20 protein-coding genes and 1 riboswitch are annotated in these 17684 nt (G+C 71.6%); of the genes, 11 read left to right on the top strand and 9 right to left on the bottom strand.

All coding sequences use genetic code 11. The annotated features are described in order from the left end of the window. Positions 1-13 precede the first annotated feature (13 nt). The 4 genes from ACZ7DY_RS10315 to ACZ7DY_RS10300 all read right to left on the bottom strand — a co-directional run bounded on the left by ACZ7DY_RS10315 (position 14) and on the right by ACZ7DY_RS10300 (position 3140). Complete coding sequence (locus ACZ7DY_RS10315; RefSeq protein ID WP_471132621.1) at positions 14-583, bottom strand: winged helix-turn-helix domain-containing protein; 570 nt, start codon at positions 581-583, stop codon at positions 14-16. Positions 584-887: 304 nt separating this feature from the next. After that, positions 888-1916, bottom strand: coding sequence for a glutamine synthetase (glnII, locus tag ACZ7DY_RS10310; RefSeq protein WP_471132618.1), 1029 nt, complete (start codon positions 1914-1916; stop codon positions 888-890). 160 nt (positions 1917-2076) lie between these two features. Next, a complete protein-coding gene (locus tag ACZ7DY_RS10305; protein WP_471132616.1) occupies positions 2077-2547 on the bottom strand; it encodes a hypothetical protein in 471 nt (156 codons plus the stop codon). 125 nt (positions 2548-2672) lie between these two features. After that, the gene (locus tag ACZ7DY_RS10300; RefSeq protein WP_471132613.1) at positions 2673-3140 is read right to left on the bottom strand and encodes a MarR family winged helix-turn-helix transcriptional regulator; all 468 of its coding nucleotides are present in this window, start codon (positions 3138-3140) and stop codon (positions 2673-2675) included. Between the two features lie 50 nt (positions 3141-3190). Here ACZ7DY_RS10300 and ACZ7DY_RS10295 point away from each other — a divergent pair, with 50 nt between their 5' ends. Further along, the gene (locus tag ACZ7DY_RS10295) at positions 3191-4075 is read left to right on the top strand and encodes an alpha/beta fold hydrolase (RefSeq protein WP_471132612.1); all 885 of its coding nucleotides are present in this window, start codon (positions 3191-3193) and stop codon (positions 4073-4075) included. On the opposite strand, the gene ACZ7DY_RS10290 is transcribed toward ACZ7DY_RS10295, so the two are convergent. After that, on the bottom strand, positions 4067-4435 hold the full coding sequence (locus ACZ7DY_RS10290; RefSeq protein WP_471132610.1) for an arsenate reductase family protein: 369 nt from the start codon (positions 4433-4435) through the stop codon (positions 4067-4069). The two genes, ACZ7DY_RS10295 and ACZ7DY_RS10290, sit on opposite strands and share 9 nt — an antisense overlap. Positions 4436-4603: 168 nt before the next feature. Here ACZ7DY_RS10290 and ACZ7DY_RS10285 point away from each other — a divergent pair, with 168 nt between their 5' ends. From ACZ7DY_RS10285 to ACZ7DY_RS10275, 3 genes are all read left to right on the top strand, one after another. Next, positions 4604-4912, top strand: coding sequence for a hypothetical protein (locus ACZ7DY_RS10285; protein WP_471132607.1), 309 nt, complete (start codon positions 4604-4606; stop codon positions 4910-4912). A 139-nt stretch (positions 4913-5051) separates the two neighbouring features. Further along, positions 5052-6047 carry an alpha/beta hydrolase family protein gene (locus ACZ7DY_RS10280; protein WP_471132606.1) on the top strand — a complete coding sequence of 332 codons (996 nt, stop codon included), beginning with the start codon at positions 5052-5054 and terminating at the stop codon, positions 6045-6047. A gap of 353 nt (positions 6048-6400) precedes the next feature. After that, positions 6401-7384, top strand: coding sequence for an asparaginase (locus ACZ7DY_RS10275; RefSeq protein ID WP_471132604.1), 984 nt, complete (start codon positions 6401-6403; stop codon positions 7382-7384). On the opposite strand, the gene ACZ7DY_RS10270 is transcribed toward ACZ7DY_RS10275, so the two are convergent. Continuing rightward, positions 7381-8529 carry an HAD family hydrolase gene (locus ACZ7DY_RS10270; protein ID WP_471132602.1) on the bottom strand — a complete coding sequence of 383 codons (1149 nt, stop codon included), beginning with the start codon at positions 8527-8529 and terminating at the stop codon, positions 7381-7383. The two genes, ACZ7DY_RS10275 and ACZ7DY_RS10270, sit on opposite strands and share 4 nt — an antisense overlap. 226 nt (positions 8530-8755) lie before the next feature. Here ACZ7DY_RS10270 and ACZ7DY_RS10265 point away from each other — a divergent pair, with 226 nt between their 5' ends. From ACZ7DY_RS10265 to ACZ7DY_RS10240, 6 genes are all read left to right on the top strand, one after another. Continuing rightward, positions 8756-9634: a helix-turn-helix domain-containing protein gene (locus tag ACZ7DY_RS10265; protein ID WP_471132599.1), complete on the top strand. Its 879-nt coding sequence runs from the start codon at positions 8756-8758 to the stop codon at positions 9632-9634. After that, positions 9631-10194 carry a VOC family protein gene (locus ACZ7DY_RS10260; protein WP_471132596.1) on the top strand — a complete coding sequence of 188 codons (564 nt, stop codon included), beginning with the start codon at positions 9631-9633 and terminating at the stop codon, positions 10192-10194. The genes ACZ7DY_RS10265 and ACZ7DY_RS10260 overlap by 4 nt, the downstream gene beginning before the upstream one ends. Positions 10195-10211: 17 nt before the next feature. After that, a riboswitch (cobalamin riboswitch) is annotated at positions 10212-10396 on the top strand. Positions 10397-10469: 73 nt separating this feature from the next. Then, positions 10470-11516: an ABC transporter substrate-binding protein gene (locus ACZ7DY_RS10255; RefSeq protein ID WP_471132593.1), complete on the top strand. Its 1047-nt coding sequence runs from the start codon at positions 10470-10472 to the stop codon at positions 11514-11516. Between the two features lie 8 nt (positions 11517-11524). Further along, a complete protein-coding gene (locus tag ACZ7DY_RS10250; protein WP_471132590.1) occupies positions 11525-12589 on the top strand; it encodes a FecCD family ABC transporter permease in 1065 nt (354 codons plus the stop codon). An 80-nt stretch (positions 12590-12669) separates the two neighbouring features. Next, positions 12670-13461 (top strand): ABC transporter ATP-binding protein, encoded by a 792-nt coding sequence (locus ACZ7DY_RS10245; RefSeq protein ID WP_471132587.1) that lies wholly within the window; start codon positions 12670-12672, stop codon positions 13459-13461. Between the two features lie 237 nt (positions 13462-13698). Beyond that, complete coding sequence (locus ACZ7DY_RS10240; RefSeq protein ID WP_471134465.1) at positions 13699-14475, top strand: metallophosphoesterase; 777 nt, start codon at positions 13699-13701, stop codon at positions 14473-14475. Between the two features lie 12 nt (positions 14476-14487). On the opposite strand, the gene ACZ7DY_RS10235 is transcribed toward ACZ7DY_RS10240, so the two are convergent. Further along, positions 14488-15147 (bottom strand): YceI family protein, encoded by a 660-nt coding sequence (locus ACZ7DY_RS10235; protein WP_471132584.1) that lies wholly within the window; start codon positions 15145-15147, stop codon positions 14488-14490. Between the two features lie 443 nt (positions 15148-15590). On the opposite strand from ACZ7DY_RS10235, the gene ACZ7DY_RS10230 reads away from it, so the two are divergent. Further along, positions 15591-15863, top strand: coding sequence for a hypothetical protein (locus ACZ7DY_RS10230; protein WP_471132581.1), 273 nt, complete (start codon positions 15591-15593; stop codon positions 15861-15863). Positions 15864-15879: 16 nt separating this feature from the next. On the opposite strand, the gene ACZ7DY_RS10225 is transcribed toward ACZ7DY_RS10230, so the two are convergent. After that, on the bottom strand, positions 15880-17157 hold the full coding sequence (locus ACZ7DY_RS10225) for a tyrosine-type recombinase/integrase (protein WP_471132579.1): 1278 nt from the start codon (positions 17155-17157) through the stop codon (positions 15880-15882). After that, a complete protein-coding gene (locus ACZ7DY_RS10220; protein ID WP_471134464.1) occupies positions 17150-17416 on the bottom strand; it encodes a helix-turn-helix domain-containing protein in 267 nt (88 codons plus the stop codon). The genes ACZ7DY_RS10225 and ACZ7DY_RS10220 overlap by 8 nt, the downstream gene beginning before the upstream one ends. Positions 17417-17684 lie beyond the last annotated feature (268 nt).

Below are 17684 nucleotides of genomic sequence, written 5' to 3'. Positions count from 1 at the left end.
GCACTGCCGCAGGTCAGCGGGGTGTGGGCGGCGCGTACTTGTAGCCGACGCGGCGCACCGTCTGGATGGCCCTGCGGTGTTCCGCGCCGAGCTTGCGCCGCAGCCGCGCGACATGGACGTCGACGGTCCGGCCGTCGCCCACGTGCCCGTACCCCCACACCGTGGTGACCAACTGGTCGCGGGTGTGCACCCGGTGGGGGTGCGCGACGAGATGCGCGAGCAGCTCGAACTCCAGATAGGTGAGGTCGAGGATGCGGCCGTCGACCTCGGCGGCGCGCTGCGCGGCGTCGATCCTGATCGGTCCCGTGGCGTGCGCGGGCCGTTCCCGCGGCACCACCGGGTCGGCGGTGGGTTCCTGGCCTGCCGGTACGAGGACGAGGTAGCCGACCATCGGCGGCTGCCCCGGCAGGGTCGGCAGGGAGTGCTGCGGCGCGGGCAGCCAGGTGGCGCCCGGCGGCAGGAAGTCGGAGATCTGCGCCACCTCGTCGGGCGCGACGGCCCGCAGCCGGCCGCGGGCGGCGGGGGTGGGGACGGGGGCGACGCCGGCGGGAGCGGCGGCGGTGAAGGTACGGGAGTTCGCCATGGTGGGGTCAGCTCTTTCGCGCGAAGGAGTCGTCGAGAACGAGACGTACGTCGTGCGCGTCAGGCGAAGGCCGGTTGCGGCGGCATCAGGCCGGGTGCAACGGCTTTACAGGGCCCGCGCGTTCATCGCGCGGCAACACACCCGGTCGAAGTCGTGATGCTGCCGGGAGGGCCAGAAGGGCTCGAGGTCATGACGACCCGTCGAGGTGTTCCGGTGGCTGCCCATGGGGTCCATTGAATCAGATGGCGGCGGGGGCGCCCACCTCGGTCGGTGGACGCCCCCTTCGGTGCCGGGCGGTCCGGGATCAGACCTGGCCGGCCTTCTCCAGGGCCGTGCAGCAGGTGTCGACGAGCAGCCGCGTCACGACGTACGGGTCGACGTTGGCGTTCGGGCGGCGGTCCTCGATGTAGCCCTTCTGCTCCACCTCGACCTGCCAGGGGATGCGGACCGAGGCGCCGCGGTCGGAGACGCCGTACTTGTACTCGTCCCAGGGGGCGGTCTCGTGCAGGCCGGTGAGGCGGTCGTCGATGCCGGCGCCGTAGTTCTTGACGTGGTCCAGCGGCTTGGAGCCCTCGCCGAGGGCCTCGCAGGCGGTGATGATGGGGGCGTAACCCTCGCGCATTGCCTTGGTGGAGAAGTTGGTGTGCGCGCCGGCGCCGTTCCAGTCGCCCTTGACCGGCTTGGGGTCGAGGGTGGCGGAGACCTTGAAGTCCTCGGCGGTGCGGTAGAGCAGCCAGCGGGCGATCCACAGCTGGTCGGAGACCTCCAGCGGGGCCAGCGGGCCGACCTGGAACTCCCACTGGCCGGGCATGACCTCGGCGTTGATGCCGGAGATGCCGAGACCGGCCTTGAGGCAGTTCTCCAGGTGCGCCTCGACGACGTCACGGCCGAAGATCTCGTCCGAGCCGACGCCGCAGTAGTAGCCGCCCTGCGCGGCGGGGAAGCCGCCGACGGGGAAGCCGAGCGGCCGGTCGCCCTCGAAGAAGGTGTACTCCTGCTCGATGCCGAAGATCGGCTCCTGCCCGGCGAAACGGGCGGCCACCTCGGCCAGTTCGGCGCGGGTGTTGGACTCGTGCGGGGTCATGTCCGTGTTGAGGACCTCGCACAGGACGAGTACGTCGTCGCCGCCGCGGATCGGGTCCGGGCAGGTGAAGACGGGCTTGAGCACGCGGTCGGAGGCGTGACCCTTGGCCTGGTTCGTGCTGGATCCGTCGAAGCCCCACAGCGGAAGCTCGGCGCCCTTCGCGTCGTCCGCGAGGATCTTCGTCTTCGAACGGAGCTTGGCGGTGGGGGCGGTGCCGTCGATCCAGATGTACTCGGCCTTGAAGGTCACGGTTGCCTCATCCTTTAAACGCTCGGTACGGCGCAGAACGTGCGGGTGCTGCGGTGCCGTGGTGATGTGCGGCAGCCTGGCAACCGGCGATTTCCCGACCGTTGCTCTTGTGTGAACCCCGTGTTACCTGAAGCGCGTGTGGCCCACCTCACCGGCGCGGTCACTTGATGACGGCGTTGGCGGCCGCGATGACCAGGCCGATCGCCGCGTCGGCGGCGCCGATCAGGACGGCCGGGCGGCGCCGGTGGCCCACCCGCAGGGCGGCGAAGGTGCCCCAGCCGAAGAGGAGTCCGGCGTTGAGGAGCAGCCCGGTGTACGTGACCGGGGCCTCGGGCCAGCCGAAGGCGCCCGCGAGCACGAGCAGGAGCACGGTGGGCCAGCAGGCGATGACGACCGGCCACTCGTCGGCGAGCGCCCAGGCCAGCCGGCGCCAGCGGTGGAGGCCCGGGCCCGGCTGGTGGGAGGACATGTGGTGGGCGTATCCGTGGGCGAGGGCGGCGGTGCCCGCGGTGACCATGACCCAGGCCGCGTCGTAGTACGGCGTGTAGGGCGTGCCCTCCGACTGCAGTGCCGCGAGCAGCGCGCTCGCGAGGACCGTTCCGTATACGCCCCCGAACATCCAGCTCCGCACGGCGCGCTCCTTTCCGTGTGCCGGACGCTCGGTCCGGTCGTCGGCTCGTGGAGCTCCCCACGCTATGCAGGCCTATGTAACGGTTTGCCGTATCTGTTCCATCAGTCCGGAACCATCCATTCCCTTTATCCGTCCTGGTCGGCGGCCGTCGCGGCGGCCCGGTCGAGCACCCCGCCCAGGAACCCCTCCACCGCCGCGAGTTGCCGCTCGTCGTACCCCTCGAGGAGCTCCACCGCGCGCCCGATGAGCGGACCGAAGAAGGACTGCCCGAGCGCCACCGCCCGTTCGTCGAGCTCGATGAGGACCCGGCGCCGATCGCACTCGTCCCGTACGCGCCGGACGTGGCCGAGCCGTTCCAGGCGGTCGATGAGGCCGGTCGTGCCCGCCGAGTGCAGGCCGAGCTCCTCGCCGAGCCGGCCCGCCGTCAGGGGCGTGCCCGCGCGGCGCGCGTCCATCAGGCGGATCAGGGCGCGCACGTCGGTGGGGTGCATGCCGTGGCGCGCGGCGAAGACGGCGCTGCGCAGGCTCAGTTCGACGGTGACGGCGCGCAGGAGATGCACGATCTCCAGTTCGCGGCCGGGGCTGTTCGGCATGGTCCACCTCGTCTATTCTCTCGCTGAGCGAGATAATACGGAGGCGGAGCGTGGACCGGAAGCGGCACAGACCCGACACCCTGCCCGGGGACGAGGCGTTCCGCGCCGCGTACGACGCGGTCCTCGCCAAGTGGCCCCCGGCGACCACGACCAGGACCGTGCCCACGCCCTACGGGGAGACCCACCTCACCGTCCACGGCCCGGCCGGCGCCACCCCGCTCGTCCTGCTGCCCGGCGGGGGCGCGACGGGCGTCACCTGGTTCGCCAACGCGGCCGGACTCGCCCGTACGCACCAGGTGTTCGCCGTCGACCTGGTCGGCGAACCCGGACGCAGCGTCCCCGCGGCCGGTCGGCCCCTGCGGACCGCCGCCGACCTCACGGCCTGGCTCGACGCCCTGCTCGACGGCCTCGGAGTCCCGGCCGCCGACCTCTGCGGACACTCGTACGGGGCCTGGATCGCCCTGCACCACGCCCTGCGCGCACCCGACCGGGTGCGGCGCCTGGTGCTCCTCGACCCCACACAGTGCTTCGCCGGGTTCCGCCCGGGCTACCTGCTGCGCGCCCTGCCGACCCTGCTGCGCCCCTCGGCGCGCGCCACCCGCGCCTTCCTCGCCTGGGAGACCGGCGGCGCCCCGCTCGACGCCGACTGGCTCACCCTCCAGGAGCGCGCCGCCGCATTCCCCTCCGCCCGGCCGGTCACCGGGCCGCGCCCGGACCCGGCGGCCCTGCGCGCCCTGCGGCCGCCCACGCTGGTGCTCCTCGCGGAGCGCGGCCGCGCCCACGACGCGCGGAAGGTCGCCTCGCGCGCCGCGGCGCTCCTCCCCGACGTGACGGTGGCGACCCTGCCCGGCGTCTCCCATCACGGGCTGCCCCTCGCCCGGCCCGCCGAACTCGACCGGGCGGTGGGGGAGTTCCTCACCCGTGCCTCAGCGTGAGAGCGCGTCCCGCACCGCCTCCTCCGAGCGGGCCACCACCGCCGTGCCGTCGTCGGCCGTGATGATCGGGCGCTGGATCAGCTTCGGGTGGTCGGCGAGCGCCTTGATCCAGCGGTCCCGGCCGGTCTCGTCGCGGGGCCAGGCCTCGCGGTCCTTGAGGCCGAGCTCCTTCGCGGCGTCCTCCTGGGTCCTCGTGATGTCCCAGGGCTCCAGGCCGAGACGGTCCAGCACGGCACGGATCTCGTCCTCGGTCGGAACGTCGTCGAGGTAGCGGCGCACCGTGTAGTCGGCGCCCTCCGCGTCGAGCAGGGTGAGGGCGCTGCGGCACTTCGAACAGGCGGGGTTGATCCAGATCTCCATGCCTCACACGCTACCTGCGAACCACCCGTTCCAGGGTGTGCGACAGGTCTCTGTTCGAATACCTCAAAGCGCGTCTGGCCAGCGGCGATTGTCAGTGCCCCGCAGTAGAATCACAGTAGTGTTCGAGGGCGCCCGACGGGGGGTCCCGACCGCGACAGGAGGATGCCCGTGCCCGCTGCCGCACTCACGTCGAAGCGTGTGTCCAAGACCGTCCCGAAGACCGTCCTGATCGACCTGCCGTACGCACCGCGCGCGAAGAAGGCGCTGCCCGCCGGCCGCCCGCGCGAGTGGTACATCAACCACAACCGCCGCCTCAAGGCGATGCGCCTGGCCATCGCCCTGCTCGACTCCGGCGTCTACCTGCCGAACCAGGCGACGAACAGCACCATACGGAGCATGGCCGAGGAGGTCGGGATCCACCCGCCGTCCGACATCACCTGCCACATGGTGCGGGCGCTGATGCGGTACAGCCGCTGAGCGCCTGGTGAACACCTGCTGAGCGAGTGCTGAGCGGTGACCCGATCAAGTACGGGGCCGGTGGCGGGAGTTGACCGCCTCGGCCCCGTTTTCGTACGAGCCCGTGCGGTCACCTGTGCGATGGGACATGCTGTGCTCCATGACCCAGCCGGACCCCATCGGCGAACTGCCGCTCCTGACGACCGCCGAACTCCCGGACGGCACCCGCCTTCCGGTGCATGCGCTGCGCGCCCCCGCACCGGACCGCTTCCTGCCGTCCGGCTCGGGCCCGGCGCCGGGGCCGCCCCCGGCCCCCGCGGTGCTGATCCTGCCCGCGATGGGCACCGCCGCCCGCTACTACCGCCGCTTCGCGCGCCAACTGCACGACGAAGGCCTGACGGTGCTCACCGTCGACCTGCGCGGCCAGGGCGAGGCGACACCGGCCGCCACCGGGCCCGGCGCCCCCGACCACGGCTACCGCGCCATCGTCGAGGAGGACCTTCCCGCGGTCGTCGCGGCGATCCGCGCCGAACTCGGCCCCGAACCACCGCTGCACCTCCTGGGCCACAGCCTGGGCGGCCAACTGGCCCTTATTTACGCGGCGTTGCGTCAGACACCCCGGGGAGGAAGCCGCCCCGGTTCCAGGGGCTGCGGCGTCGACGGGGTGGCGATCGTCGCGACGGGCTCGGTCTGGTTCCGCGCGTTCGGCCTGCCGCGCGCCGCGGGTCTGCTCCTGGTCCAGCTCCTGATCACCGTCACCGCGACCGTGCTCGGCCGCTGGCCCGGCACCCGGCTCGGCTTCGGCGGCGACCAGCCCAAGGGCGTCATGCGCGACTGGGCACGCCAGATCCGCACCGGCCGCTACAGCGCGAAGGGTTCCGCGCTCGACTACGAGGCGGCACTCGCCGGCCTGACGCTGCCGGTGCTCGCGATCTCCGTCGACCAGGACACGTACGCACCGGTCTCCGCCCTCGACCACCTCCTCGCCAAGGTCCCGAGGGCCCGGCTCACCCGCCGCCACTACACGACACAGGAGGCGGGCCGCCGCCTGGACCACTTCGCCTGGACCCGAGCGGGCGGCGGCCTCGCCAAGCGGATAGCAGCATGGGTAACGGACGAGGAACCGTCGGGTCCGCCTGGGGGCGGCGCGGGGTGACTTGGTCATACGCCGCTGGCTGACCCGGTTTTACGCCGACGGCTCCCGGACGGCCGAGGGGGCGAGCGCCGCGGCTGAGCGGCCCGCCCGCAGGCTCCGCAAGATGCCCTAGTTGTACGTCGACGGCGCCGCGCGCCCCGCGGAGGGGGCGGGCGGCTGGCGCATCCCCCAAGGCGCAGTCGGCGTAGGGCGTTTCGGTCGGTTGAACCGGGTGCGGGTGGCGATTGCCGCGCTGACGGTCGCGGTGACCTCCAAGGAAGAAGAGCTCGGCGCGGTGGGTGAGTCGTCGGTCATGGCGCCTATCCTCGGTCCGGCTCCGGGACCGCGAGGCACATGCAGGGAAGATGAGGCGTATGGCGACGACCGTGTCCGTGTTCACCCTCGGCGGCACCATCTCCGCACGGGGCGGCGGCGGTTCGGCCCGCCTCTCCGGCGCCGAGGTCCTCGCGGACGCGGCCCCGCCCGGCGTCGACGTGCGGGTCCACGACGTCCGCAGGCTCCCCAGCTCCTCCCTGGCCTTCGAGGACGTCGCCGACCTCGCCGAGCGGGTCGACGCGGCGACGGCGGCGGGTCACGGCGTCGTCGTGGTCCAGGGCACCGACACCCTGGAGGAGACCGCCTTCCTCCTCGATCTCGCCTGCGCGCCCCGCACCCCCGTCGTGGTCACCGGCGCGATGCGCCGCCCGGACCTGCCGGGCGCCGACGGGCCGGCCAACCTGGCCGCGGCCCTCGCCGTCGCCGCGGACCCGGGCTGCGCGGGCCTCGGCGTCGTCGTGGTCCTCGCCGACGAGATCCACGCGGCCCGGCACGTGCGCAAGACCCACACCACGTCCCTGACAGCCCTCGCCTCCCCGGGCGCGGGCCCGCTCGGCCGCGTCGTGGAGGGCAGGCCGCACGTCCTGCTCCGCCCGGCGCGGCCCACCGTCGCCCGCCCGCTCCGGCTGCGCGGCCCGGCCCGCGTCGCCCTGGTCACGCTCACGCTCGGCGACCGCGGCGAACTCCTCGACGCCGTCGACGAACGCTTCGGCGGACTCGTCGTGGCGGCCTTCGGCGCCGGCCACGTCCCGGCCTGGCTCGTCGAACCGCTGACCGCGCTCGCCGCCCGCATCCCCGTCGTCCTCGCCTCCCGCACGGGCGCGGGCCCGCTGCTCGGCGAGACGTACAAGGGCCCGGGTTCCGAGTACGACATGCTCGGGCGCGGGCTGATGTCCGCGGGCCCGCTGGACGCCCCGAAGGCCAGACTCCTGCTGCACGCGCTGCTGGCGGACGGCGCCGACCGGGACCGAGTGGCCGACGCCTTCGCCGAGTCGGCGTCAGCGCCGGCATCGGCGTCCTAGCTGATCTGGTCCGGGGTGACGGTCAGCCATCGCTTGTCGGCGGTCACCTTCTGGCCCAGCTCGCGCTGGCGCTCGGCGTTCTTCTTCTTCATCCCGTCGAGCTGCTTCATGTACGAGTCCTTGCGGTTGACCCAGACGCGCACGCCGCCGTGGTCCACGTCGGCGGAGTGGAACAGCATCGGGCCGTCGCTCGCCGGGGTGTCACCGGCGACGAGGATCGGCTTCTTCCACTCGTCGATGTAGGTGTTGATCGCCGCGGGCTTGCCCTCGTACCAGGTCAGCGGCGCCCACAGGTTCGGCGTCAGCTCCCGCTTCGCGAGTTCGGCGCGGTCCTTCTCGCCGAAGCGGCCCTCGGCGATCTCCTTGCGGGAGCTGGTCACCTGCCCGGTCCTGCGGTCCTTGAGCTGCGTGGAGACGCCGATGACGTTCTCCGGCTTCACGCCGTACCCGTACTTCGGGTCGGCGAGCACCATCCGCACCAGGTCCTCGCCGGCCGCGCTGACCACGTACACCTCGACGCCGTGGGCGCGCAGCGTCCGGTAGAGCTGCTGCATGCCGCGCGACAGTTCCGGCGGCTTCACCTCGGTCCTGGTGAGCACGCCGTCCTCGTAGTACTCGGCGGGGATCGGCTTCTCGTACGCGAGGAGCTCGTCGACGTACCCCTTGAGCTCCTTCAGCGTGAAGCCGGAGAAGATCTGCGCGGCCCACGGGTAGCAGACCTGGTCGTCCACCTCGCACAGCCGGTTGTAGTAGCTGTACAGGCTCTCCTTGTGGCCCGCCTTGTCCTTGAAGGGGATGACCTTCAGGGAGGGGTCCATGGTCTTGCGGGTCAGGACGCCCTTCATCTCCAGGAAGGGGAGCAGCGACTCCTCCAGGTCGTTGCGGTACGTCGTGTTGTCCGCGTCGAAGACCGCGTACGCGCCCTTGTGGTCATTGGCGGCGATGACCTTGCCGAGCCGCTTCGCCACGGGCTTCGGCCAGTGCGACAGCTCACGGGCGGTGGCCGCCGAGGTGTCGGCGGCGCTCGCCTGGTCCGTCGGCCACAGCGCGCCGCCCGCGAGGACGGCGGCGGCCAGCGCCGCCGTGGTGCCGATGACGGCCGGCTTGCTCAGCTTGCCCGGCTTGCCCTTTGCCCGTACTGCCATGTCGTTACGTCCCTGCCGTTCCCTGAGAGCGAGATGCGCCCCGTCCGGAGCGGCGCGCAATGCTATGGGGCGCGACGCCCATTTCCCATGATCGAAGTCACCGTGGCGGGGAGGTATGGGGGAGGTGAACACGGGTAGCGGAGGGGGACGCCGGGGCGGGTTGCGGCCTGCTCCGGCCGTTCGGCCGCGCGATACGAAGCGCGACGCGCCGCGCATACTGGGACGCATGGGCACCCGTGAGTTCGCCCGGGCCGTTCCCCGGCTCGACGGCATGGTCGTCTCCGCGGTCGGCTACCGCACCGCGGGGCAGCCTCCCGCCCTGCACAGGGGTCTGCCGTCGCCGTATCTGACGGTGATCTTCTCGCTCGACGGGCCCATCGCTACCGGCACCACCCCCGAAGAGGCCACCGGCCCGGCCGCGACGCGCACCGACATCGTCGTCGGCGGCCTGCACCAGAGCCCCGCGTACGTCGTCCAGCCCGAGCACGAGGCGGGCATCCAGCTCGCCGTGCACCCCCTCGCGGCCCGCGCCCTCCTCGGCCTGCCCGCCGCCGATCTGACCGGCCCGCTCGTCGTCGCCGGGACCGACGTCTTCGGGGACCGCGCCGCCGAGGTCCGCGAGCAACTGTGCGAACTGGACGGCTGGGAGGACCGCTTCGCCCACCTCTCCGCGTATCTGCGGCGGCGCGTGTACGACGAGCCTCGCCGGGGCACCGCCGGGTCCGTCCGTCCGGAGGTCGCCGAGGCCTGGGCATGGCTGGCCCGGTACCGCGGCGCGGGCACCCTGGGCGGCCTCTCCCGGCACGTGGCGCTCAGCGAGCGCCGGCTGACCGCGCTCTTCCGCGCCGAGACGGGACTGAGCCCCAAACAGGCGGCACGTCTGATGCGCTTCCAGCACGCCAAGGCCACCGTGGCCCGCGCGGTCGCGGCGGGCGCCGCGCCCGACCTCGCCCGGGTCGCGGCCGACGCCGGCTACTACGACCACTCGCACCTCGTCCGCGACTTCCGGCAGTACACGGGGGTGAGTCCCACCGCCTGGCTGGCCGAAGAGTGCCGGAATATCCAAGCCGGGGCGCACGGCAAGGGCGAAGACTCGACGGCATGAACACCACACCGAACCCCGCCTCAGACTCCTCCGAGAGCCCCGCCACGAATTCGGCCCAGAGCCCCGCCACGAACACCACCCCGGCCCCCACACCGGGCCCCATCCTGAACTCGCCCTCCGGCGCCCCGGAGCCGGAGCAGCCGCTCCGCACCCCTGCTCCCGCCATCTGGCCCGGCCTCCAGGCCAAGGACGCCCCCGCCCTGATCGACTTCCTGGTCGGCACCGTCGGCTTCCTGCGCACCGCCGTCTACGAGGACGAGGGCCGCGTCGCCCATGCCCAGCTCGACTGGCCCGAGGGCGGCGGCGTCATGCTCGGCTCCTACGACCCGGCCGCCGCCTCCACCTGCGGCAGGCCCGGCGCCGGATCCGCGTACGTCGTCACCGCGCGGGTGGACGACCTGTACCGCCGCCTCACCGCGGCCGGCGTGAAGGTCATCGCGGAGATCGAGGACAAGCCGTACGGCAGCCGCGAGTTCGGCATCGAGGACCCGGAGGGGAACCGCTGGTCCTTCGGCACCTACCGCGGCGAGCCGAGGCCCGACCCGGCCGAAGCCGTATGAGCGGGCCCGGGCGTGCGTGATAACTTGCGCAAGCCAGTCAAACCCACACCTGGGCCAGGGAATCCGGTGCGAATCCGGAACTGACGCGCAGCGGTGAGGGGGACGGGCGGGGCCACGGCCACTGGGTGTCACAGGACGCCCGGGAAGGCGCCCCGTCCGGTCGATCCCGAGTCCGAAGACCTGCTGGCGCCTCCGCTCGCACACCGGGCGGCGGAGGTCGAGACGCAGGCCAGGCTCCGCGTATGAGCCGCGAGACTCAAGGGACCAGGGAACACGTGTCCTCGACAGCCCGTATATCCGCCCTCCTCAGCTTCCTCTGCGCCGGCGCGCTCACGCTCACCGCGTGCGGCGACGGCTCCGCGCAGCGGCCGGCGGGCAAGAACGCCGACGGCTACCCCGTCACTGTCGCCTCCTGCGGCAAGGAGGCGACGGTGAAGGCGCCGCCCCGGCGGGCCGTCTCCCTCGACCAGGGGTCCACGGAGATCCTGCTCTCCCTCGGCCTCGCCGACCGGATGGCCGGCACCGGCACCTGGACCGACCCGGTCCTGAAGAACCTCCGGCAGGAGAACGCGAAGGTGAAGCGGCTCGCCGACCGCTACCCCTCGCTGGAGAAGGTCCTCGCCGAGGAACCCGACTTCGTCAGCGCCTCCTTCCTCTACACCGTCGGCAAGGGCGGCGTCGCCGACCGCACGAAGTTCACCGGACTCGGCGTCCCCGTCTACGTCTCGCCCACCGACTGCGCGGGCAAGGACAACGACGGCGGCGGCGACGGCAAGCGCGTCAAGACCCTCACCATGGACACCGTCTACGGCGAGGTGCGCGACCTGGCGAAGGTCTTCGGCGTCGAGAAGCGCGGCGAGAAGCTCATCGCCGACCTGAAGCGCCGGGTCACGAAGGCGACCGAGGACATCGACAGGGCCGCCGCATCCGACACGACGCTCCTGTACTGGTTCGCCAACTCCGACGCCCCGTACATGGCGGGCTGCTGCGGCGCCCCCGGCATCATCACCCGCGAACTCGGCGTGAAGAACGTCTTCGACGACACCCGCGAGGAGTGGCCCCAGATCAACTGGGAGACCGTCGCCGACCGCGACCCCGACGTCCTCGTCATCGGCGACCTCACGCGCAGGTCCCAGTCCGCGGAGAGCGCCCGGGAGAAGATCAGGTTCCTGGAGACCAACCCGGCGACGAAGAACCTGACCGCGGTGAAGAAGAAGCGGTACGTGCTGCTCAGCGGCCAGGCCATGAACCCCACGATCCGCACGGTCGACGGCATCGAACAAGTCGCGGCAGGACTGCGCAAGTTCGGCCTCGTCAAGTGAGCGAGGCGGTGGGGAACAGGGGTAACACCCGTACCCGTACCGGACAGCCGGGGCTCCGGCACGGCGCGAGGCTGGGGCTCCTGTGGGTGGCCGGCGTCGCCGCGCTCGTCCTGTCCGTCTCCGTGGCGGTGACCATCGGCCCGGCGGACATCTCCGTCTCCGACGTGTGGTCGACGGTCGCGGCCCACCTCGGCTGGGGCGACTCCCCGCTCACCCCCATCAGGGACGGCATCGTCTGGAACCTGCGGATGCCCCGCACGCTGCTCGCCGCGGTCTGCGGCGCGGGCCTCGCCGTCTGCGGCACGGTCATGCAGTCCCTCCTCCGCAACCCCCTCGCGGACCCCTTCGTCCTCGGGGTCTCGTCCGGGGCGTCCACCGGAGCGGTCGCCGTCGTCGTCCTCGGCGTCGGCGGGGGAGCGGTGTCGGTCTCGGCGGGCGCCTTCGCGGGCGCGCTGGTCTCCTTCGCGCTGGTGCTCCTCCTCAGCCACACCCTGGGCGACACCACGGACCGGGTCGTGCTGTCCGGCGTCGCGGCCATGCAGCTGTTCTCCGCGGTCACCTCGTTCGTGGTCCTCACGGCGGCCGACTCCGAGACGACCCGCGGAGTGCTGTTCTGGCTGCTCGGCTCGCTCAGCGGGATCGGCTGGACGGATGTGTGGCTGTGCGGCACGGTGCTCGCGGTGACGCTGCTCGTCTGCCTCGCCCACGCGCGTACGCTCGACGCGTTCGCGTTCGGCCAGGAGGCGGCCGCGGCGCTGGGCGTCCGGGTCGCGCGCACCCGGCTCATCCTGCTCTGCACGACCGCACTGCTCACCGCGGCCCTGGTCAGCTCGGCGGGCGCCATCGGCTTCGTCGGACTGGTACTGCCGCACGCGGCCCGCGCGTTCGCAGGTTCCGGCCACGCCCGGCTGCTCCCGGTGACGGCGCTCGCCGGCGCGGTCTTCCTGGTCTGGGTGGACACGCTGGCCCGCACGGCGCTCGACCCGCAGGAGGTCCCGGTCGGCGTGGTGACCTCACTCATCGGCGTACCGGCGTTCGTGGCGGTGCTGTACCGGACGCGGAGGGTGTCATGAGGTACGAGGCGAAGTCCCCGGCGACGGACCGAGCAGGGTCACCGCCGTCACCTGGCTCGTCCCCGGTGAACCCGCCGGAGGTGACCGCCAGTACCGGCCTGCGCGCCGACCGGGTCAGCCGGGAGGCCGGCGGCAGGCTGATCGTCGACGGGGTCAGCCTCGCACCGCCCGCCGGGGCCACCGTGGGTCTCCTCGGCCCCAACGGCTCGGGCAAGTCCACGCTCCTGCGCCTCCTCGCCGGCGTCCTCGCCCCGGCCTCCGGAGTGGTCACCCTGGACGGCCGCCCCCTGGCCGACACGGGCCGCCGCGCGGTGGCCCGCCGGGTCGCCGTGGTGGAGCAACACGCCTCGACCCAGGTCGAGTTGACCGTAGGAGACGTCGTACGACTCGGCCGCATCCCGCACCGCCGCGCGTGGTCGGCCCCCACCCCGCACGACGAGCGGGCCGTGCGTGACGCGCTGGCCCGCACCGGGCTCACCGAACGCGCCGGCCAGGCCTGGCACACCCTCTCCGGCGGCGAGCGCCAGCGCGTCCAGATCGCCCGCGCCCTCGCGCAGGAACCCCGCGAACTCCTGCTGGACGAGCCCACCAACCACCTCGACATCCAGCACCAGTTGGAGCTGCTCACCCTGGTGGCGGAGCTCCCGGTCACCAGCGTGATCGCGCTGCACGACCTCAACCTGGCGGCGATGTTCTGCGACCAGCTGCTCGTCCTGAAGGAGGGCGTGGCGCACGCCGCGGGCACGCCGGCCGAGGTGATCACCGAGGAGCTGATCGCCGAGGTGTACGGCGTGCGGGCGGTGGTGACACCGGGGGAGTGCGACGGCGGCCCTTCGGGCGGGCGGCCCTCGGTGCGTTTCCTGCGGAGCTGAACGAACGGCCCGCGGGACCGGGCCACTTGCGTACGAGTGGCCCTTACGGCGGACGCATGGCCCCCATAGATTCACCGAGGCCCCAGAGAACCAGAGGCCCCCCAGAGCCCCCGACCAAGGCCCGACAAGGCCCTCCGAGGGCCGGCGAGCCGAAGCCCCCCGGCGAGAAAGAAGGCCCACCCAGCGATGTCGGCCACGACCAAGACCAAGACCACGGCCAAGACCACGACCCAGACCATGACAGTCATAGCCCACCTGAGCGACACCCACATCGACACCCGTGACGAGGACGACGGCCGCAGCGTCGAGCGCACCCGGGCGGTCATGACGTACCTGAACGACCTCCCGTACGACCTGGACGCCGTCATCGCCACCGGCGACATCGCCGACCACGCCACGCCGTCCGAGTACGAGGCGGCCCGCAAGCTGCTCGCCTCCCGCCACCCGCTGCTGGCCTGCCCGGGCAACCACGACGAGCGCGCCGCGTTCCGTGCCCACCTGCTGGGCGAGGCGCCGAGCACTGCACCGGTCAACCGCGTCCACGCCACGGACCGTTTCGTCCTCGCCCTCTGCGACACGTCGGTCCCCGGCGAGGACCACGGCAGGCTGGAGGACGAGACCCTCGCCTGGCTGTCGGACACGCTGGCCGGCACCCGGCCCGAGGTACCGGTGCTGATCGCCTTCCACCACCCGCCGGTCCCGCTGAACACGCCGTACGTCGACGGCATCCGTCAGTTCGACGAGGAGCGCCTCGCGGAACTGACCGCCCGCCACCCGAACGTGACGGCGTTCCTGGCCGGCCACGCCCACACGCCCGCGGCGACGACGTTCGCCGGGCGCCCCCTCCTCGTGGCCCCGGGCGTGGTCTCCACGCTCCGCCTCCCCTGGGAGCGCCAGGAGGACCCGTCCCACCACGTCCACCGCGACCTGCCGCCGGCCGTGGCCTTCCACGTCCTGGACGACACGGGCCGCCTGACGACCCACATACGCCCGGTGCCGCTGGCAACGCCCTGAGAGAGCTGTCCGTCAGGGGGCGGTGGTGTCCCGCACGGCCGATATGTCGAACTGCAGCCGGACCTTCTCGCTGACCATGGTGCCGCCGGCCGCGAGCCGCTGGTTGTAGACGAGACCCCACTCGGTGCGGTCGATGGTGGTGGTGCCGTCGAAGCCGACCCGCTCGAAACCGAAGGGGTCCACGACCGAGCCGAGGTAGTCCAGCTGCAACTCGACGGGGCGCGTGACGTCGCGGATGGTCAGGTCGCCCGCCATCCGGAAGGTCTCACCGCCCTCGTGGACGGTGGCGGTGCTGCGGAACACCATTTCGGGGTAGCGGCGGGCGTCGAAGAAGTCCCCGCCGACGAGGTGCGCGTCCCGCTGCTCCACGCCGGTGTCGACGCTGGCGACCCGTATGACGAGCTCGGCCCGGGACGCGGAGGGCCGGACGCCGTCGAAGTACAAGGTGCTGTCGTAGTCGGCGAAGGCGCCCCGCACGGTCGTGACCATCGCGTGCCGCACGGAGAAGCCGATCCGGCTGTGCGGCCGGTCGATGGTCCACTGCCCGTCCAGCGCGCGCAGCGCGGGATCGAGCGCGGCACCGCCGTCCCCGGCCTGCCGGACGAGCGTACCGAGCCCGCCGCCGGACGCGGGCTCGGCGGTGGCGGTCTGACGGCGGCTGAAGATGCCCATGGGGCCCGTACCTTCCTTCGGAAGCAATCACTCCGTGTCATCACGACGGTCCCAGACACCACGGAGCGAGATGGGCGCCGGAGTCCGTCTTCCATCCCCCCGCCGACAAAACTGCACAGAATCAACAAACTGTGGATACACCCTCAGCCCCCCACCCACCACCCCACGTAACAACGCACCTGCCACTGCACGACAAAGCCGCCGACCGCGCCGCCCCCTAAGGGACCGGACACGACCGACGGCCGAGAACACCCACCCCCGGAACAACAAACACCGCTCCGGGACCGGACCGCTTTCTAGATGTCGAAGTAGAGGTTGGAAACGCCTCTGACCTGCATTGACGCGCCCTCCGTGAAAGGGTCGGTGCACAAGCGGTGCACATGATGACGGGGCGGCGGAGTTTCAGCGTTTCGGCTGGCGATCGGCTGCGCATCTTGTCCCTCATGGACACACCACAGGAACAGCTCGACGGTTTCGTGCAGGCAATCAATGACCTCCACATAGCCACGGTGCGCGACGAGGACGACCGCCTGGCCTCCGCGGCCGCTGCCAACCTGCACTCGGGTAGTGGCTACCTCGACGCACCGACGGAGGTCCTTGAGGTGTTCGCGCGAGCACTTGAGATCGGATATGCGGCGGCCCTCCAGGACGTACGGCGAGGCAGACTCGACGCGGAAATCAAGACGTGGCGGCCTGAGCTGCTCGAAGGCGAGTGACCCCGTCGGGCTCGTTTCACGCGGCGGACCGGTAGCGCCGGCCGATCGCCTTGCGGGCCTTCTCGACCGCCCCCGTCACGCGGTGGACGTAGCGGCGGAGGGTGAACGCAGGGTCCTCATGGCCGAGGAGGTCGGCGAGGGTGTAGACGTCAACGCCTTCGTTGATCGCCTCCGAGGCGAAGAGATGCCGTAGGGCGTGCATCATTTTGTCGCGGCACTCCTCCCACTTGCGGCCCTTGCCAACGGGCTTGTCGTTGAGGGCCGTTATCGCGCCGATCGCCTCCAGGGCACCCTTCCAGAGGTAGTTGAAGTAGTTCTTGTTCAGCGGCTTACGCTCCCGCGTCGTGAACACCAGGCGCACGGTGACGGGCTCACCGTCCTTGGTCATCCACGGCAAGGTGACCTCTACCGGTGGGTGCTTGCGCATGTGCTGGCTGAGCAACAAGGCCAGCGGATCGCCGACCGGTACGAAGCGGTCCTTGGGGTCGTCGTCTGTGCCGCCTTTGGGCGGGGCGAAGACCAGCGTGCCGCGGTCGTGGGTGATCTGGCGGCGGATGTGGACGACCTTGTCCTTCTGTAGCCAGTTGACGTCCTCGGGGCTGAAGCCGAAGATCTCGCCCTGCCGCATGCCCAGCCCTCGGGCGCAGTCGACCGTGGCCTGATAGCGCTCCGGTAGGTGCGGCCGCAGAGCATCTGTCTGCTCCCACGAGAGGGGTACGTCCTTCGCCGCCTTCTTCGATCGTCGCGGCTTCACGCGCTTCACCGACCCCGTCTCGCAAGGGTTCTTGGCGATCAGGTCGTCGTCCACGGCCATGGCCAGGATGGACGACAGGTGCGTGAAGACCAGCCCGACCGTCGTCTCGTCCAGTACCTGCAACCGGCGCTTGATCCAGGTCTGCACGGTGGACGCCTTGATCTGGCGCAGCTTGAGCGAGCCCATCGGCCCGACGATGTGGTTGCGGACGCGGGACTCGTATTGGGCGTAGGTCCGAGGGTTGTCGAAGGTCTGGTTCGCCAGCCACTGCTCGGCCACCGCCCTGAGCTGGGCCTCGCCCCTTCTCGGGTCGATGTACGTGCCGTCGTCGACGCTGCCCTGCATCTTGGTGAGGTGCTGCCGGGCGTCCTCGTACCGGTCGAAGCTCTCGCTTTGCTGCTGCCCGTCGGGATCGCGCCAGCGAGCCAACCACCGCTTGCCGCGACCGTGTTCGCGGGACGGGACCTTCTTGTGAGCCGTGCAGGTCTCGTCGTCGGCATGAGGTCGCTTCTTGTGCCAGCGGTCGTACGGCTCAGCCATGCTGCCCCGCAACGGAGGTTGCGAGCAGAGCACTCGGCGAGACGCAGAGTGCGGTGGCGATGGCGACGAGGTCGTCGATGTCGCAGCGGCGGCGAGCGCGTTCCGTGCGGCTGAGGGCGATGTTGGTCATGGGTCGGCCGAGGGCGGTGCACCGCTCGGCGAGGCTCTGCTGGGAGAGCCCGCGCAGCAGACGCAGGGTCTCGATATTGCGCGCGGCCTGGATTCCGGCCGGGCCTATTTCAATGGGTCGGGTTGCCATGACAGATAGCTGTAACTCGAATTCGGCAGTCATGGCAAGGGTTGCTCAAGGAGTTGTGAAAACTTGGCGGCGCTCGGCAATTCGGGCGGTTCGGTGAAGCCGGATTCTCGTGCTATGGTCCCGCGCCGTTGTCGCGGGGGTGCTCGGGTGAGCCGCTGACCTGTGGTCGGTCCTGGTGACATGGATGGATTGGGGCGACCGGGGCGTCTGCCGAAAATGCGGACAGAATCTCCCTGTCTCCGGTGCGATTTCGGCAACCGGGGATCCG

The sequence above is a fragment of the Streptomyces sp. NPDC037013 genome, assembly GCF_055607265.1.
This window is presented reverse-complemented; position numbering and strand designations above follow the sequence as displayed.

What these genes read in the sequence shown, in the direction of transcription:
- ACZ7DY_RS10230 (WP_471132581.1), top strand. Translation starts at nt 15,591, where the DNA reads ATGGACACACCACAGGAACAGCTCGACGGTTTCGTGCAGGCAATCAAT.
- ACZ7DY_RS10315 (WP_471132621.1), bottom strand. Translation starts at nt 583, where the DNA reads ATGGCGAACTCCCGTACCTTCACCGCCGCCGCTCCCGCCGGCGTCGCC.
- ACZ7DY_RS10275 (WP_471132604.1), top strand. Translation starts at nt 6,401, where the DNA reads ATGGCGACGACCGTGTCCGTGTTCACCCTCGGCGGCACCATCTCCGCA.
- ACZ7DY_RS10260 (WP_471132596.1), top strand. Translation starts at nt 9,631, where the DNA reads ATGAACACCACACCGAACCCCGCCTCAGACTCCTCCGAGAGCCCCGCC.
- ACZ7DY_RS10290 (WP_471132610.1), bottom strand. Translation starts at nt 4,435, where the DNA reads ATGGAGATCTGGATCAACCCCGCCTGTTCGAAGTGCCGCAGCGCCCTC.
- ACZ7DY_RS10280 (WP_471132606.1), top strand. Translation starts at nt 5,052, where the DNA reads ATGACCCAGCCGGACCCCATCGGCGAACTGCCGCTCCTGACGACCGCC.
- ACZ7DY_RS10235 (WP_471132584.1), bottom strand. Translation starts at nt 15,147, where the DNA reads ATGGGCATCTTCAGCCGCCGTCAGACCGCCACCGCCGAGCCCGCGTCC.
- ACZ7DY_RS10220 (WP_471134464.1), bottom strand. Translation starts at nt 17,416, where the DNA reads ATGGCAACCCGACCCATTGAAATAGGCCCGGCCGGAATCCAGGCCGCG.
- ACZ7DY_RS10240 (WP_471134465.1), top strand. Translation starts at nt 13,699, where the DNA reads ATGACAGTCATAGCCCACCTGAGCGACACCCACATCGACACCCGTGAC.
- ACZ7DY_RS10225 (WP_471132579.1), bottom strand. Translation starts at nt 17,157, where the DNA reads ATGGCTGAGCCGTACGACCGCTGGCACAAGAAGCGACCTCATGCCGAC.
- ACZ7DY_RS10300 (WP_471132613.1), bottom strand. Translation starts at nt 3,140, where the DNA reads ATGCCGAACAGCCCCGGCCGCGAACTGGAGATCGTGCATCTCCTGCGC.
- ACZ7DY_RS10270 (WP_471132602.1), bottom strand. Translation starts at nt 8,529, where the DNA reads ATGGCAGTACGGGCAAAGGGCAAGCCGGGCAAGCTGAGCAAGCCGGCC.
- ACZ7DY_RS10265 (WP_471132599.1), top strand. Translation starts at nt 8,756, where the DNA reads ATGGGCACCCGTGAGTTCGCCCGGGCCGTTCCCCGGCTCGACGGCATG.